General features: G+C 61.4%; 13 protein-coding genes. All 13 read right to left on the reverse strand.

Going from position 1 to position 14,440, the window contains the following annotated elements; translation table 11 throughout:
* Positions 1–30 precede the first annotated feature (30 nt).
* A complete protein-coding gene (locus tag EIH26_RS00960) occupies positions 31–564 on the reverse strand; it encodes a hydrogenase 3 maturation endopeptidase HyCI (protein ID WP_124060354.1) in 534 nt (177 codons plus the stop codon).
* Positions 564–1,058, reverse strand: a complete 495-nt coding sequence (locus EIH26_RS00965; RefSeq protein WP_124060355.1) for a formate hydrogenlyase maturation HycH family protein — start codon at positions 1,056–1,058, stop codon at positions 564–566. The genes EIH26_RS00960 and EIH26_RS00965 overlap by 1 nt, the downstream gene beginning before the upstream one ends.
* Positions 1,058–1,843, reverse strand: coding sequence for an NADH-quinone oxidoreductase subunit B family protein (locus EIH26_RS00970; protein ID WP_124060356.1), 786 nt, complete (start codon positions 1,841–1,843; stop codon positions 1,058–1,060). The genes EIH26_RS00965 and EIH26_RS00970 overlap by 1 nt, the downstream gene beginning before the upstream one ends.
* Positions 1,843–2,379 (reverse strand): formate hydrogenlyase complex iron-sulfur subunit, encoded by a 537-nt coding sequence (locus EIH26_RS00975; protein ID WP_124060357.1) that lies wholly within the window; start codon positions 2,377–2,379, stop codon positions 1,843–1,845. Before EIH26_RS00975 ends, EIH26_RS00970 begins: the two co-directional genes overlap by 1 nt.
* 10 nt (positions 2,380–2,389) lie before the next feature.
* Positions 2,390–4,120 (reverse strand): NADH-quinone oxidoreductase subunit C, encoded by a 1,731-nt coding sequence (locus EIH26_RS00980; RefSeq protein WP_124060358.1) that lies wholly within the window; start codon positions 4,118–4,120, stop codon positions 2,390–2,392.
* 9 nt (positions 4,121–4,129) lie between these two features.
* Positions 4,130–5,719: a hydrogenase 4 subunit F gene (locus tag EIH26_RS00985; RefSeq protein WP_124060359.1), complete on the reverse strand. Its 1,590-nt coding sequence runs from the start codon at positions 5,717–5,719 to the stop codon at positions 4,130–4,132.
* Between the two features lie 10 nt (positions 5,720–5,729).
* On the reverse strand, positions 5,730–6,383 hold the full coding sequence (gene hyfE, locus EIH26_RS00990) for a hydrogenase 4 membrane subunit (protein WP_124060360.1): 654 nt from the start codon (positions 6,381–6,383) through the stop codon (positions 5,730–5,732).
* 12 nt (positions 6,384–6,395) lie between these two features.
* Complete coding sequence (locus EIH26_RS00995; RefSeq protein WP_124060361.1) at positions 6,396–7,856, reverse strand: hydrogenase 4 subunit D; 1,461 nt, start codon at positions 7,854–7,856, stop codon at positions 6,396–6,398.
* 18 nt (positions 7,857–7,874) lie between these two features.
* On the reverse strand, positions 7,875–8,804 hold the full coding sequence (locus EIH26_RS01000) for a respiratory chain complex I subunit 1 family protein (protein ID WP_124060362.1): 930 nt from the start codon (positions 8,802–8,804) through the stop codon (positions 7,875–7,877).
* An 11-nt stretch (positions 8,805–8,815) separates the two neighbouring features.
* Positions 8,816–10,831 (reverse strand): hydrogenase 4 subunit B, encoded by a 2,016-nt coding sequence (gene hyfB, locus EIH26_RS01005; RefSeq protein ID WP_124060363.1) that lies wholly within the window; start codon positions 10,829–10,831, stop codon positions 8,816–8,818.
* Positions 10,828–11,427, reverse strand: coding sequence for a 4Fe-4S dicluster domain-containing protein (locus tag EIH26_RS01010; RefSeq protein ID WP_124060364.1), 600 nt, complete (start codon positions 11,425–11,427; stop codon positions 10,828–10,830). The genes hyfB and EIH26_RS01010 overlap by 4 nt, the downstream gene beginning before the upstream one ends.
* A 60-nt stretch (positions 11,428–11,487) precedes the next feature.
* Positions 11,488–13,698: a formate dehydrogenase subunit alpha gene (gene fdhF, locus EIH26_RS01015; protein ID WP_124060365.1), complete on the reverse strand. Its 2,211-nt coding sequence runs from the start codon at positions 13,696–13,698 to the stop codon at positions 11,488–11,490.
* 146 nt (positions 13,699–13,844) lie between these two features.
* Positions 13,845–14,366 (reverse strand): 4Fe-4S dicluster domain-containing protein, encoded by a 522-nt coding sequence (locus EIH26_RS01020; RefSeq protein ID WP_241152716.1) that lies wholly within the window; start codon positions 14,364–14,366, stop codon positions 13,845–13,847.
* Between the last annotated feature and the right edge of the window lie 74 nt (positions 14,367–14,440).

A 14,440-nucleotide genomic window follows, 5' to 3' on the forward strand; every position in this document is an offset into this window, starting at 1 on the left:
ATTGAAACGGACCCTCGCAACTTCCAAACCTTACGCCGCAGACTCGAACCGACTGAAATCCCCTCCTTCCCGCACGCACTGCGCTATCGACTCGATAGCCGATACGACCTCGGGAGACAACGGGTCGAAGAACTCGGTTGAGCGCACTTGAACACCCAGGAAGACGATATCGGAGCAGTATTGGGCCATCCGATTCAGAAGAAAGGTAACCGGAAGGCTGTGCGTGGTGAACAGAAACCTGTCGGCCACGTCGCCCACAGATATCCGCCTGACGGCTCCGACTTCCACGCCCATCTGGGCGGCATCGACGAACAGCACGCGTGCGGGAGCGACCTCGCGGATGTAGTACAGATCATCTTCGGGAGTCTGCCCCCCATCGACAACCTCCCAGCCCGGCACCGGATCGTCCTCCAGCATCTTGGCGAGCATCGGGCCGGCGGCATCGTCGCCGCGCAGCACGCTGCCCGCCGTGAACACGATGTTGCGCTCAAACCCGTCTGCAGGCGCGTCCTTCCCTTCAGGCGCATTGCGGCGCGTCTTGCCACCATCCGGCGCTTCGCTCATCAACCCCTCCTAACCATGAGGTAGACATTCGTCTCATCCCTCACTTTAAGCAGCAGATCAATCAGCCCGACCAGATAATCGAGCTCGCCAACCTCAAGCGGAAGACTGGTCTTGCCCGGCGCATCGTACACATCGATGGTCGACAGCGCCAAGCGGGCGGCGGGAAGGAGCACGCCAATGTGCTCCTTCCCGATCTCGATCTCGCCGAACCTGAACACACCCTCCAGTTTACGACGCGCGTCGTCTTTCTCGAAGAGTGCCGCGATCCTGCGGTAGCTTTCAACGGGAACCGCAAGCGCACGCTCGAAGCAATCCACAACCCCGGTATGGTGCCCGACGGACAAGGTGTAGTACAGCACGTCCTGAGCGTCGTCGGGAATCGCCTCCGCCCGATCGACGAACTTCATGCGCAGCAGGTAGAACACGATATGGTCCCCCGACGTGCCGATGGACTCCATGCGGTTTTCCCCAGCCTTGTAATCAGCGGTTGCCATTACGCGATGCTCACGATCCTTTTCTCCAGAATATCCTTCAGTTCGGCGAAGATCTCCACTTTGCGCGGATCGTCCTCGGCGCGTATCAGCCCGTCAACCGACGCAAGCACGTCGCCCGACGACGGATCGAGCGCATCCATGAACCGGTTGACCAAATCGCGCCCGTACCGGTAACCCGCCAGCTTCCGCGCCTCGCGTTCCAGCTCGACCTTCAGCTTGTAGGGCACGTCGCCATGCAGGATGGGAGCCTGCTCGCCCTCTCCCTCCACCAGATGGGTCTCATGGAGCTTCTGGCCCAGAAGGCCCAGCGCGATGGCGAACCCGTAGATGGTCTGCGCGGGGGAAGGCGGGCAACCCGGAATGTAGACGTCCACCGGCATGAGCTTGTCCGTGCCGCCCCACACGCAGTAGTTGTCGTGGAAGATCCCGCCCGTGCACCCGCAGGCGCCGTAGGATACGATCAGCTTGGGATTGGGCGCGGCCTCGTAGGCGCGCATCGCCGGAAGGCGCATCGCGCGCGTTACCGCGCCCGTGTACACCAAGATGTCGGCATGGCGCGGGCTGGCCATGTTCTTGATGCCGAACCGCTCGGTATCGAACACCGGCGTGATGGTGCCGAAGATCTCGATCTCGCACCCGTTGCACCCTCCGCAGTCGACGCGGTAGATGTAGACAGAGCGCTTGATCTTGCCCAGCAAAGCCGCCTTAGCCTCTTGGATCTTGGCGTCCAGCTCGATGGGTTCGAGCCGGGTCTGCAAGCGCTCGGGAAGCACCAGTTCACTCATTATCTGCCTCCTTCAGCACGGGCGGCGGCCAGGGCGCTCACCGCATCGGCGCGGCGCTTGCACTCGGGGCACACGCGCGCGACTTCGATGGACTCGTCGGCTTCGGCGTTGCCCTCCAAAGTAGCCAGCACGCGACAGGCGTAATCCACCTGTTTGCGCGGAGCGAAGTAGCGACCGCACTCCGAGCAGCACTCGAGGGCGTAGGTTGCATCCTCGGTGAGGTCGGACTTGCTCATAACGGCAAGCTCGAACTCGTCTCCCAACCTGATGGCCTCGACGGGACAGGCTTCTTCGCACCGACCGCAGAATATGCAGCGACCGTAGTCGATGGACCAGGTAATCGTACCAGCTTTCAAATCGGTCGCCATCTGGATGGCGTTGGGCGGGCAGGCGACGGCACAAGCGGCGCATGCGATGCAGCGTTCGAGGTCGTGCTCGGGTTTGCCGCGGAAATCGGGTACGGTCTCCAAGGGGGCGAAGGGGTACTTGACCGTCGCGTCCCCGGTTTTGAATGCGTTGCGCAGTGTTTTGAGCATATCCGATCACCTAATCCTTCAGCGGCGAGTGGGTGCGCCTCAAGCAATAGGACTCGAGCTGCGACTTGCTTACGGTTTTCTCGGTGCCCTTCTTCACGTCCACGAACGTCACGCGGTCGGTGCACGAATAGCACGGATCCATCGAACCTACGATCAGGGCTGCGTCGGAAACGGTGTTGCCACGGAACATGTAGCGCAGGATGGGCCAGTTGCTGTATGTAGCCGCCTTGCAGCGCCAGCGGTAGCACTTCTGGTTGTCACCGATCTGCGCCCAGTGAACGTCCTCGCCGCGCGGGGCCTCGGTATAGCCGATGGCGAACCTATGCGGCTCGTACTTCCAATCCTCGTTGAGGATGGCACCTGCGGGCAGGTTCTCAAGCCACCACTCGACCATTGCCACCGAGTCCATGAACTCCTCGATGCGCACGAGGGTACGGCTCATGACGTCGCATCCATCGTGGCCGCGAGCCTTGAACAGGCCCTGGATGTCCCTGTACCCGTCATAGGGATGGTCGAAGCGCACATCGCGCGAGAACCCCGAACCGCGCACGCACGGGCCCACCGGGCTGAACGCACGTGCGATCTTGGGATCGAGCCTGCCGACGCCCTTGGTGCGGTCCTCGAAGTTGGGCGTACTCATCAGCTCGTCCAGAAGACTCTTCACATCGTCGCGCAGCTTGCGGATAACCCGCAGCGTCTCGGCCCTGCGATCCTCCAGAATGTCGCGGCGCACGCCTCCGATAAGGTTCAAACCGTAGGTCTTGCGATGACCGGTAAGAAGCTCGGCAAGGCGCATCGAATCCTCGCGCACGCGGAAGAAGTGCATGAACCCGGTGTCGAAGCCGCTGTAGTGGCACACGAGGCCCAGGTTCAGCAGATGAGAGTGCATGCGCTCGACCTCGAGCGAGATGGCCCTGATGTATTGGGCGCGCAGGGGAACAGCGATGCCCTGCGCATGCTCGACCGACTCGGCGTAAGCCACCGAGTGGGCGTTTCCGCAGATACCGCAGACGCGGTCGGCCAGAAATGTGACGGCATCGTAGTTCATGCGCGACTCGGCCACCTTCTCCATACCGCGATGGACGTAGAACAGGCGGTAGTCGGCATCGATGATGTGCTCGCCTTCCACGAACAGGCGGAAGTGCCCCGGCTCGTCGGAGGTGACATGCAAGGGACCCATGGGCACGACGGTGGTTTCTCGGTCGCCCGTTTCGGCAAGGAACTCGTAGTTTTCGACTTCGCTCGCGATCATGGGCCGCTGACGGTAGTCCATGGAATCCTTACGCAGCGGGTACAGGTCGTCCGGCCAGTCGTCGGGCAGCACCAGACGACGCTGGTCGGGAAGGCCAACGGGACGCAGGCCGAACATATCGCGCACCTCGCGCTCGGACCACACGCACGCCGGGACGCGTGGCGTAACCGAGGGGAACTCGCAGGTATCGGCGGGCACCTCGACACGAACGACGCACCAGCAGCGGTCTTCTTCCTCCATCGAGAGGATGTAGTACAGAGCGTAGTTTCCGTTCAAGGAACGCTCGTCGTTGCCCACCATCATGGGCAGCCAGCCGCCGCGGCCGAAATACAGGAACTCGACCACATCCGGCAGGGAATCGAGGGCGACCGTGATGGTCACCTGGTCGTCGCACTGCCATTCGGCGGACTTGAGAACCCCCGGGAACCTCTCGGACACGGCCTGCACATGCGTCGTTCCGGGGCGCGCGGGTGTGATTACGTTATCCATGATCGCCTCCTAGCTATGACGCACGGTGGAAGATCCGGGCGCCGAGGCGCCCTGATCGGGATTGAAAAGCTGATCGAACAGCGGCACGTCGCGAAGGACCGCGCCATCGTCTTGCAAGACGATGGCCGTCGCATCCTCGATGCCGTTGAGCACCGGTTGGGGCATGGCGATGCCGAACCATAGGATCAGGCACACCAGCGCCGCTTCCGGAACGAGGGCCAACGGGCTGACGTCGCCCTTCTCCATACCCTCGGGAACCTTGCCGAACACCGCTCTATGCACGACCTGAGAGAACGCGGCAACCACGATGGTCAGAGCGGCTGCCATGACAGCTACAACGACCCAGTGATCTCCCTGGATACCCGAAACGATGCCGACGATCTCGGATACGAACATCGCGAATGGAGGAAATCCTGAAAGCGCGAACAATCCGATGGAAAGGATGACGGCACTTGCGGGCATGACCTTCACCATGCCGCTGATCCTGTTGAGATCGCGTGTCCCGTACTTCATCACGATATTGCCCGATGCACAGAACGCAAGCGCTTTCGTGAAACCGTGCGCGACGCAGTGTATAAGCGCCGCCGCAACTCCAAGGGGGCCGCCGAATCCGAGAAAAAGCGCCACGATACCCACGTTCTCACACGAGCTGTATGCAAGCTTCCGCTTGATATCGTCCTGGGAGAATACGGCGAGCGCCGCCATGCACACCGAGACGATGCCCACGATCAGCATAACCGTCTGCGGGAACCACGGACCGACCGCCTGGATCGCCAGAACGTAGAAGCGCATGATGATGAGCATCGCGCACTTCAGGAGGACGCCCGACAGAAGGCCCGACACGGGGCTGGGAGCCTCTGAGTGGGCGTCGGGAAGCCAGGTGTGCATGGGGAACAGACCGGCCTTCGTGCCGAAGCCGATGGCGGCGAACACGAACGCGATCTGCACCAGCGCGCCGTCGAGCTGCGCGGCGTAGGGCACGACGGAGGTCCACAGGACCGCCTCGTGCGCGTTTGCCATCACATCGGCGGCGTTAGCATAGATGAGCACCGTGCTGTACAGGCCGAACGCGACGCCGGCCGTGCAGACCACCACGTATTTCCACGCGGCTTCCAGCGAGAGCTTGGCGTCGTAGGCGCCCACCAGAAACACGGTGGACAGCGTTGTGGCCTCGATACCCACCCACATCAGGATGATGTTGTTGGAGGCAGCGACCACCAGCATGGTGAACAGGAACAAGCTGAAGAACACGTAGAACTGCTTGACGCGGGCGGGCGCCATATGGCCCGCTTCGACGTCGTGGCGAATGTAGGGTATCGAGTAGATGCCCGTCAGGCATCCGATCACGCCGATGAGCGCGACGAACACGCTTCCCAGCGCATCGAGATGCAGCCAGAGGCCGAAAGCGTCGATGGAGCGCCCCGATGAGAACACCTGGGCGACCACGTACAACGACAAAACCAGTACGGCGACGATGGATGCGACGTGAATCGCCTCGTACACCGGGCGCGGAACGGCCTTGGAAGGCAGAACCGCCATCAGAAGCGCGAAGAGCAGCGGGGCCGCGATCAGCGTCGTCAAAAGCGATGCGTAATCCATAATCATCCCCCTAACCCTTCAGTTCCATGAGATCTTCGGCATCAAGCGTGCCGGCCACCTTGTAGATGCGATAGGCCATAACCGCCATGATGATGACAGCGAGGAACGCGTCGGTGGCCACGCCCACCTCGACCAGCTCGGGCGCATTGGGGGCCAGCAGAGCCAAGGTCAGATGCGAGCCGTTTTCCATCAGACAGTAGCCGAAGATCTGCTTGACGATATTTCTTTGCGTAACAATGCACGTCAAACCGATGAAGAAATGCGCAAGCGAGATGGCGAGCGCGGGTTTGACCTCCAGGGCGGTGGGAAGCGAAACCCCTTGAACCGCCGCAAAGCACGCTGCAACCTCGACCGCGATGATAATCGGGAGAACCGACTTGTTCACACGCGGCCCGAGCGCAGCCCCCGCATCCCCCACCTTGTTGGACAAATAGAGGATGATGCCGGGAACCACCAGCACCTTCGTAACAAATGCGGTACCGGCCCAAGTGAAGAGCTCGGCAGAGCCCGTCGTGGCCCCCAGGGTCACGAACGAGAGCACCAGCACGAGCGATTGGGCGGCATAGCAGTACGCCGCCGTCTTCGATTTCTTGGCGAGGACCACCATCATCGACGTGACGATCAGCAGACCGCCTAGAACGTTAACCAAGGTAAATCCAGTCATGGTATCCACCCCCTAACCCAGCCATGCAGCGGCGATGAAGCTGGAAGCCATCACCATGACGATCAACACGACGAACACGACGACCATGGGCCGCGGCACCGCCTGGGACTTCGCCACGGTCTCGGAGGGCTCGCCGAACAGAACCGAACCGGTCCACTTGAGGAACCAGGCGAAGCAGCCGATCGTCTCGATAAGCGCGATGATGACGATCGCCATGAGGATCGGGTTGGAACCCGCCGCCTCGATGCCGCCGCAGAAGATCACGTACTTGCTGAAGAACAGGTTCATGGGCGGAGCTCCCGCGATGGAAAGCGCCCCGATACCGAACCCGACGCCCAGAAGCGGCTGCTTTTTCAGCACGCCTTTGAGCTTGGGAAGCATGCGCGTTCCCATGGTGTAGCTGAACGCACCGGCGATAAGGAAGAACAGGGTCTTGGTGAACGCGTGGTTGAAGATGTGCATCACGCTGCCCTGCAAAGCCAGGTCGCTTCCGAAGATGTAGAACCCGAAGCCCAGGAAGATATAGGCCAGCTGGGAGATGGTCGAGAACGCCAGCAAGCGCTTCATATCCTTCTGGGGAAGGTACATGAAGAAGGCGAACAGGCAGGTGAGGATACCGCCCACGACGACGACCCAACCGACCGACAGGGGCACGGTCCCCGCACCGATGAGGGCGCGCGCGAACACCGCGACGCCCACCTTGACCATCGAGGCGCCGTGCAGGTACGCGGAAACGGGCGTGGGAGCCTCCATGGCGGAGGGCAGCCACATGTAGAACGGCAGCTGCGCCGATTTGCCCCATGCCGCGATGAGGATGAGGATCAGGCAGGCCGTCTTGGCCGACTCGCCCAGGCCGGCGATAGCCGATGTTTCGAACGTGCCGGTGTTGAAGAACAGGATGCCGGCGGCCGCATACAGGCCCAAGGACGCGATGTGCGTGAGGATGAGGGCCTTCATGGCGGACTTGCGGGCCGTCTCCGTGTCGTAGTAGCCGATGAGGGCCCACGAGCAAGCGCCCGTGACCTCGAAGAACACAAGCTGTCCCAGCACGGTGGACGAGTACACCAAGCCGGCCATCGCGCCGATGAACACGGTGAAGAACGCGTAGAATCGGCGGCGCGGCGCATCGGCGTGCTCGCGGTTGCCGGCGTTGAGGTAGCCCACCGAGTAGATGGAGATGAGCAGGCCGATGCCGACGAAACACGGAGCCAGAAGGACGCTTACCTTGTCGAACACGAAACCGAAAATGGCAACGTCATTCAGCGCCAGGAAGTTCACGACCAGAGAGTCGCTACCCGATGCGGCAAGCTGGGACCACACGCCCAGCGTGAGCGCCGTGGCGATAGCCGCGGCCGAGATGCAGATGCCCTTCGCGAATCGCCTCGGGCTCACCACGATGATCAGCGCCGCAACGAACGGCACCAGCACCGAGGCAAGGGAGAGGAGGGAAAGGGCGTTCAATGTAGCCATCATATTCGCTTCCACCTCCCCTTAAATTCCCAGGACGCAGAACACGAGGGCCACGACGGAAACGCCGACGACCATCCATGTCTGCCGTCCCATGTACTTCCAGCGCACGCGGGACACCGAGTTCTCGATAAGCGAGCACACGATACCGACAACGCCGGCTTTGGTTGAAAACGCGCAGGCGCCCAGCAAGACGGCCAGCGGGGCGAATTCCACCGCGCTGCCGAAAGGCGCGAAAATCGCCAGGAACCAAGCGATGACGAGGATCTGCTTCATCGACATGGCGACCTTCAGCATGGCCAGGGAAGGACCGGAGTACTCCTGAAGCGGGCCTTCCTGGATCTCCTGCTCGGCCTCGGCCGCATCGTAGGGCAGCTTGCCCAGCTCGATATAGCAGGCGATGGCGAACGCCACCCCCGCTACCATGACGGCGACCGGAGACGACTGCATTAGCGAGCCGATGGCCTCGCCCATACCGCCGATGTTGGTGGTGCCCGTGGCAAGCGCAGCCACGAACAGCGCGAGCATCATAGACGGTTCAACCAGCACGCCGATGATGAGCTCGCGAATGCCGCCTATGCCGCCATAGGCGCTGGAGCTGTCGACAGCGGCCAAGGCGAAGAAGAAGCGCGGGATGGCCAGCAGGTAGATGATAGTGATGATGTCGCCGAGCGCAGGAACGGGACATGCGCGCGTGAACAGGGGAACCCCGCACGCAAGCACGAGCATGGTCGCGAAGTACAGCGGCGGCATAAGGCGCGAGACGAAGCTCGAATTCGCCGTACGCAGATCTTCGCGCGCAAGCAGCTTAAAGATGTCGTAGTAGTCCTGGAAGATCGACGGACCGCGGCGCGTGTGTATCTTCGCGCGCAGCCAGCGGGCGATTCCCGAGAACAGAGGCGCCACCAGAACCAAGACGAGCGCCTGCAGGATTGCAACGATGATTTCAGCCATTTCGCACCTCCTTACTTGAATACCGCGAGAGCGAGGAGCACTATCAACGCGACTACGATGTACAGAATGTACGAACGGAAGTCGCCGCCCTCGATTCTCTGGACTTTCGCGCTCACCCAATGTACGAAGCGAGCAGCGGTATCGACTACATATCTGTCGCCCAGCGTCTCGGCGACCTTGGTGCCCTCGACCGTCTTATCGAACGCAGACACGAAACGCGGGGCAAGCGACGCGCAGGCCGTGCGGATGCGGTACAGAGGACCGAGCACCATATCGACCTGGGACGCGAAGCTGGTCGCGATGACTGGCATGTGAGCGTTGGGCTGATAGCCACACGCCCACGGATCCTCACGCACGCCGGAGCGGGAAGAGGACAGCGCCGAGCGAAGCCCCCAGGCCAACGCAACGGTAGCAATCAGGAGCACCGCAATAAGCGGGGTGGATACCACGCCTTCGGTGGCGGTGTTCACCATCGAGGCACCGCTTACGACGGAAGCCGACGAGGCCTTCACCATCGTGGCGGCGGCGTTTTGCATGACCGGAGCGACCATAGGGGCGCCCACGCCAAGGAACACGCAGATGACGGCGATCAGAATCATGCCGAACCGCATCGGGGCGGGCACTTCCTCAGCTTCTGCGGCAACCGCAGAGCGCGGAGCCGACAGGAAAGTCACGCCGTAGGCCTTCACGAAGCAGGTCACGGCAAGCGCACCGGTGATGGCCAGGGAAACGGCGCCGAAAGCGGCGAACGCCTTCACCACCGCATCGCCCTGGAACGCGACGGTGATCATAGACTGATAGGTGAACCACTCGGACACGAAGCCGTTCAAAGGCGGAATAGCCGAAATGGCCAGGGATCCGACGAGGAAGCACATCGCGGTGACCGGCATGACGCGCACCAGGCCTCCCATGGCCTCCATGTTGCGCGTTCCCGTGGAATACAGAACCGAGCCGGCCCCCAAAAACAGCAGGCCCTTGAACATAGCGTGGTTGAGCAGGTGGTAGAAACCGGCGAGGAAGCCCAGAACCGCAACGGGCGTATTGCTCACGGCCAAGCCGATGAACCCGGTTCCCACGCCCAGAAGGATGATGCCGATGTTCTCGACCGAGTGATAGGCCAAAAGTCGCTTGATGTCGTGCTCGTTGAGAGCATAGACCACGCCGAGCACCGACGAGACCGCACCGAACACCAGCACCAAAACGCCCCACCACAACTCGACGTTGCAAGACTGCAGCATGTCCAGACCGACCTTCACCATACCGAAGACGCCGATCTTGATCATGCCGCCGGACATGAGCGCCGACACGTTCGAGGGAGCCGCGGGGTGCGCCTGGGGCAGCCACGAATGGAAGGGCACCATACCGGCCTTGCACCCAAAGCCGATGAAGCACAGCACGAACACCAGCGAAGCGATCGCCGGGCTGAACGCCGTGTGGCGGAAGGCCTCGAACTCGAACGATCCCGTGATGCCGTACATCACGAAGAACGCGATCATGATGAGGAAGAATCCCACATGGGCCATGATCAGGTAGAGGAAGCCGCCCTTGATCGAGTTCTCGTTCTGCTCGATAACCACAAGGAAGTACGAGGTCAGAGACATCAGCTCGAAGAACACCAGGAACCAGAACGCGTTATCGACGCAGATGACGAATCCCATCGACGCGACGAACAGGTTCATGAAAAAGCCCGCCGTACCCAGGCCGTGGCCCTTGTACTCGTCGAAGTAGTTCAAGCCGTAGATCCAGGCTGCCAACGCCAGAAGCGAGATGACCAGCATCAAAAGACCCGACAGCGGGTTCAGCATAAGACTGAAGTCCGCGAACGAAAACGGCGTCGCCACCAATGTAAGCTCGGCTTTGCCGGTAAGGGCGAAAAGGCCCGAACCGACACCCGCCAAAGCGGACAGGACCCCGAAGAAGCATCCGACGACCTTCGAGGTGTTCTCGGAGCGGAGGAAGGCCAACGAAAGAAGGGCTCCCGCACATGAGAGCGCTATCGAGAACAGGAACAGTCCCGTAGACGTCATTGCTGCGCCTCCTTCCTCAACTCGGACAGGGCCGCCTGGACGGCTCCCTGGTTAACCGCCGCCTCGACGCGGCGGCTCTTGGTTTGCCCGGAAAGGTCCTCGTCGACCACGTACGTAAGCGCGTTGGTCGGACATGCCGGCACGCAGTGCGGGCCGCCTTCCGGATCGTACGAACACAGATCGCACTTGACGGCGCAGGTGTACACGCCGATTTCCCACTGGAGAAGAGGGCTGAGCGATTTGGGGAACGTCGGAATAGACACCATCGTGCCCGCCACGCCGGCGATCGAGGTACCCGAAGGATGGATCGCGCCGAAGGGGCAGGCGATCCCACACAGCTTGCAACCGATACACGTCTGCTCGTTGACCTGTATCGATCCGTTCTCCCTGGTGATTGCATTTACGGGACAGATCTCCAGACACGGAGCGCCCTCGCAATGATGACACGTTACGGCTGCTGAGACGTCTTTGGTCATGACCATCGACAGACGCGGCTCGCCTTGAAGGCCGACAAGTTTGTGACCCTCGCTGCAAGCCGCACGACAGGTGCCGCAACCTATGCACCTATCGGGGTTTATAGCAATAAATCGGTTCACGTTTACTCCTCATCCCTTAAACCCGGCCCGCAAGGGTGGCGGGCCGGGTTTGTGCGGCGCCTAGGCCATGACGACTTCGGCTTGGCGAGAGGAACGAGCTTGGCCAGGTTCGATGTCCTGAGCTGCGGCGGTATTAGCCAGATCGCTCTTCAGCTCGTCGTACATCTCCTGGAGCCTGCGCTCGGCCCATACCTGGTCCTCGATGGCTTCCACCTGGCAGGCACTGAACTTGTCCTCGGGCGTATGCGAGCGCGGATCGGTCGCATGGAGCGTGAGGTTGTTGCACTTGCCAATCCACCACTGGTAGGTCATGTAGACCGTGCCCTTGTTGATGCGCTCGTCGAGGACCGCGCGGCTCATCGCCTCGCCGCGCCGCGAGTGGGCGCGCACCAGCTCGCCGTCGCCGATGCCGCGCACAGACGCATCGTCGGGATGGATGTGGATCTCGCCCGGTTCTTCGGCCAGCAGGGACAGGGCGCGGCAGTTGCCCGTCATCGAGCGGCAGGAGTAATGGCCGACCTCGCGCACCGTGCACAGGATGAGCGGGTACTCGTCGTCGGGAAGCTCGGTAGGGGGCTCCCAATCGTGGGCCATAAGCAGCGCATGCTGGTCGGGGGTGGTGAACTTGCCGCCCAGGAACATGTCGGGCGTGCCCGGATGCTCGATCGTGGGGATCGGCCACTGGGCGTGCCCCACGCCGGCCATCTTCTCGTAGGTGGCGCCGTAGAACGTCGGGCACAGTTCGCGCACTTCGTTCCAGATCTCCTCGGTGTCGTTGTAGTGCATGGGGTATCCCATGCGCGTCGAGAGGTCCTGGAAGATCTCCCAGTCGTGACGGCACTCGCCCTTAGGGGGAACTGCGGCCGTGAAGCGCTGGAAAGTACGGTCGGACGCAGAGAACACGCCGTCGTGCTCGCCCCACGACGTACCCGGAAAGATGACGTCGGCAAGCATCGTAGTCTGCGTCATGAAGATGTCCTGGCAGATGAATAGATCAAGCATACCCAGCTGACGCGCCAGATCGATGGCGTCGGGCTCGGTCTGCAGGGGATCTTCGCCGAAGTTGTAGAACGCGTGGACCTTGCCCTCTTCGGCAAGATGGCCCACGTCGGTGAGCTTGTAGCCCTCGTGGTCGGACAGCTGCTCGACCGGAACGTTCCAAGCCTTCGCGAACTTCTCGCGGGCCGCGGGATCGGTGACCTTCTGGTAACCCGGATAGAGGTTGGGCAGCATGCCCATATCGCACGAGCCCTGGACGTTGTTCTGGCCGCGCACGGGAGCAAGACCGGCGTTGGGTTTTCCGATCTGCCCGGTGATGCAGGCGATCGCCGCGATGGTGTGGACCGTGGGGACGTTCTGCTTCTGCTGGGCGACGCCCATGCCCCATCCGATAATCGAGGTTTCGGCGGTGGCGTAGATGCGGGCGGCCTCGTGGATGCGCTCCGCGGGAATGCCGGTGATGTGCTCGACCGACTCGGGAGTGTAGTTCTTGATGGTCTCCCACCACTCGTCGAACCCATGCGTGTGCTCCGCGATGAATTCCTTGTTGTGGAGACCCTGATTAACGATGGAGTTTGCAAACGCGTTCAAGAACGCGATGTTGCAGCCGTTGTTAATCTGAAGGTGCATGTCCGCGATGCGGGCCGTTTCGATAACGCGCGGGTCGCAGACGATGATCTTTGCGCCCTTCTCCTTCGCCTTGACGATGCGGCGGGAGACGATGGGGTGCGATGCGCTCGGGTTGTACCCGAACAGCATGATGCATTTTGCTTCTTCCATGCCCGGAATGCTGACGCTCATGCAACCGGAGCCAACTGTGTCCATCAGACCGATGACAGTGGGACCGTGTCAAGTACGGGCGCAGTTATCGATATTGTTCGTACCGATGCATGCGCGGGTGAACTTCTGCATCACGAAGTTCGCTTCGTTTCCGGGACCACGGGAAGAACCTGTGAGCATAATCGAGTCGGGACCGTATTTCTCTTTGATCTCCAGCAGCTTCTTCGCCGTGAAATCAAGTGCCTCGTCCCACGTCACACGCTCGAGATCCGCTCCTTTGGTGCGGCGGATCATCGGGTGGTAGATACGCGGGGTCAAGATTTTGGTGTCGTTGATAAAGTCGAATCCGTGCAGGCCCTTCAAACACAGCTCGCCTTGATTGGTGATGCCGTCGAGACCTTCGGCAGCGACCACCTTTCCGCTGTCGTCAACAACGAGGTCAAGTTTGCAGCCGGCCCCGCAATACGGGCAGACCGCCATATGCCTCTCCATTTCCCCTCCTTCTTTCGTTGCGTGCAAACGCTCTCGTACCCAAGAGGCGATCGCTCGACTTGGCCTTCCCTATAGGGGCGAAGAGCTTGTGCCCTAAGCCCTCTTCCGCTCGACCGGCCCAGGTCGATAGATGAAAAACTCTCCGATCAGCTCGCCCGATTCTCTGCTTTGATCTGGCGTCGGGCCAACTCGACCTTATCCACCAGAACCAAACCCTTGGTCGGACACGCCTCGATGCATGCAGGACCGCTCGGACGATCGGCACACAGGTCGCACTTGATCACCGTGGGCTTCTCGTGCTGTTCGAGGACCAGATCCCCGAGCCTGGTGGTTACGGTGCGCGTAACAACGTTGACCGCACCGTACGGACACGCCGCCACGCAGCCGCGACAGCCAATGCAGGCGGCTTCGTTCACGGCAACGCGCCCACCGTCTCGGTACAGGGCATGCGTCGGGCACACCTGGGCGCACGGCGCATCGGCACAGTGCTGGCAAACGATCGGCGCTGAGATCTTCATGGTCGAAACCAGATTCAGCCGCGCGACCGCGATATCGTCGAGCACATCGTGCTTGGACAGGCAGGCCGCCATGCACGTACGGCAACCGATGCACACATCGGGATCGGCCATCACGCTTTTGATGCGTTGGGTAGGTGCTACGGAAACCACGATTCCCCCTTTCGTTTCTCTCGTCGTCTTGAAACCAGAGTCATTGACTCGATCCGACGCCCTCACACATCGGA

The organism is Gordonibacter sp. Marseille-P4307 (assembly GCF_900604965.1).
Lineage (GTDB): Bacteria > Actinomycetota > Coriobacteriia > Coriobacteriales > Eggerthellaceae > Berryella.

What these genes read in the sequence shown, in the direction of transcription:
- EIH26_RS00970 (WP_124060356.1), bottom strand. Translation starts at nt 1,843, where the DNA reads ATGAGTGAACTGGTGCTTCCCGAGCGCTTGCAGACCCGGCTCGAACCC.
- hyfE (WP_124060360.1), bottom strand. Translation starts at nt 6,383, where the DNA reads ATGACTGGATTTACCTTGGTTAACGTTCTAGGCGGTCTGCTGATCGTC.
- EIH26_RS00980 (WP_124060358.1), bottom strand. Translation starts at nt 4,120, where the DNA reads ATGGATAACGTAATCACACCCGCGCGCCCCGGAACGACGCATGTGCAG.
- EIH26_RS01000 (WP_124060362.1), bottom strand. Translation starts at nt 8,804, where the DNA reads ATGGCTGAAATCATCGTTGCAATCCTGCAGGCGCTCGTCTTGGTTCTG.
- EIH26_RS00965 (WP_124060355.1), bottom strand. Translation starts at nt 1,058, where the DNA reads ATGGCAACCGCTGATTACAAGGCTGGGGAAAACCGCATGGAGTCCATC.
- hyfB (WP_124060363.1), bottom strand. Translation starts at nt 10,831, where the DNA reads ATGACGTCTACGGGACTGTTCCTGTTCTCGATAGCGCTCTCATGTGCG.
- EIH26_RS00995 (WP_124060361.1), bottom strand. Translation starts at nt 7,856, where the DNA reads ATGATGGCTACATTGAACGCCCTTTCCCTCCTCTCCCTTGCCTCGGTG.
- EIH26_RS00985 (WP_124060359.1), bottom strand. Translation starts at nt 5,719, where the DNA reads ATGGATTACGCATCGCTTTTGACGACGCTGATCGCGGCCCCGCTGCTC.
- EIH26_RS00960 (WP_124060354.1), bottom strand. Translation starts at nt 564, where the DNA reads ATGAGCGAAGCGCCGGATGGTGGCAAGACGCGCCGCAATGCGCCTGAA.
- EIH26_RS00975 (WP_124060357.1), bottom strand. Translation starts at nt 2,379, where the DNA reads ATGCTCAAAACACTGCGCAACGCATTCAAAACCGGGGACGCGACGGTC.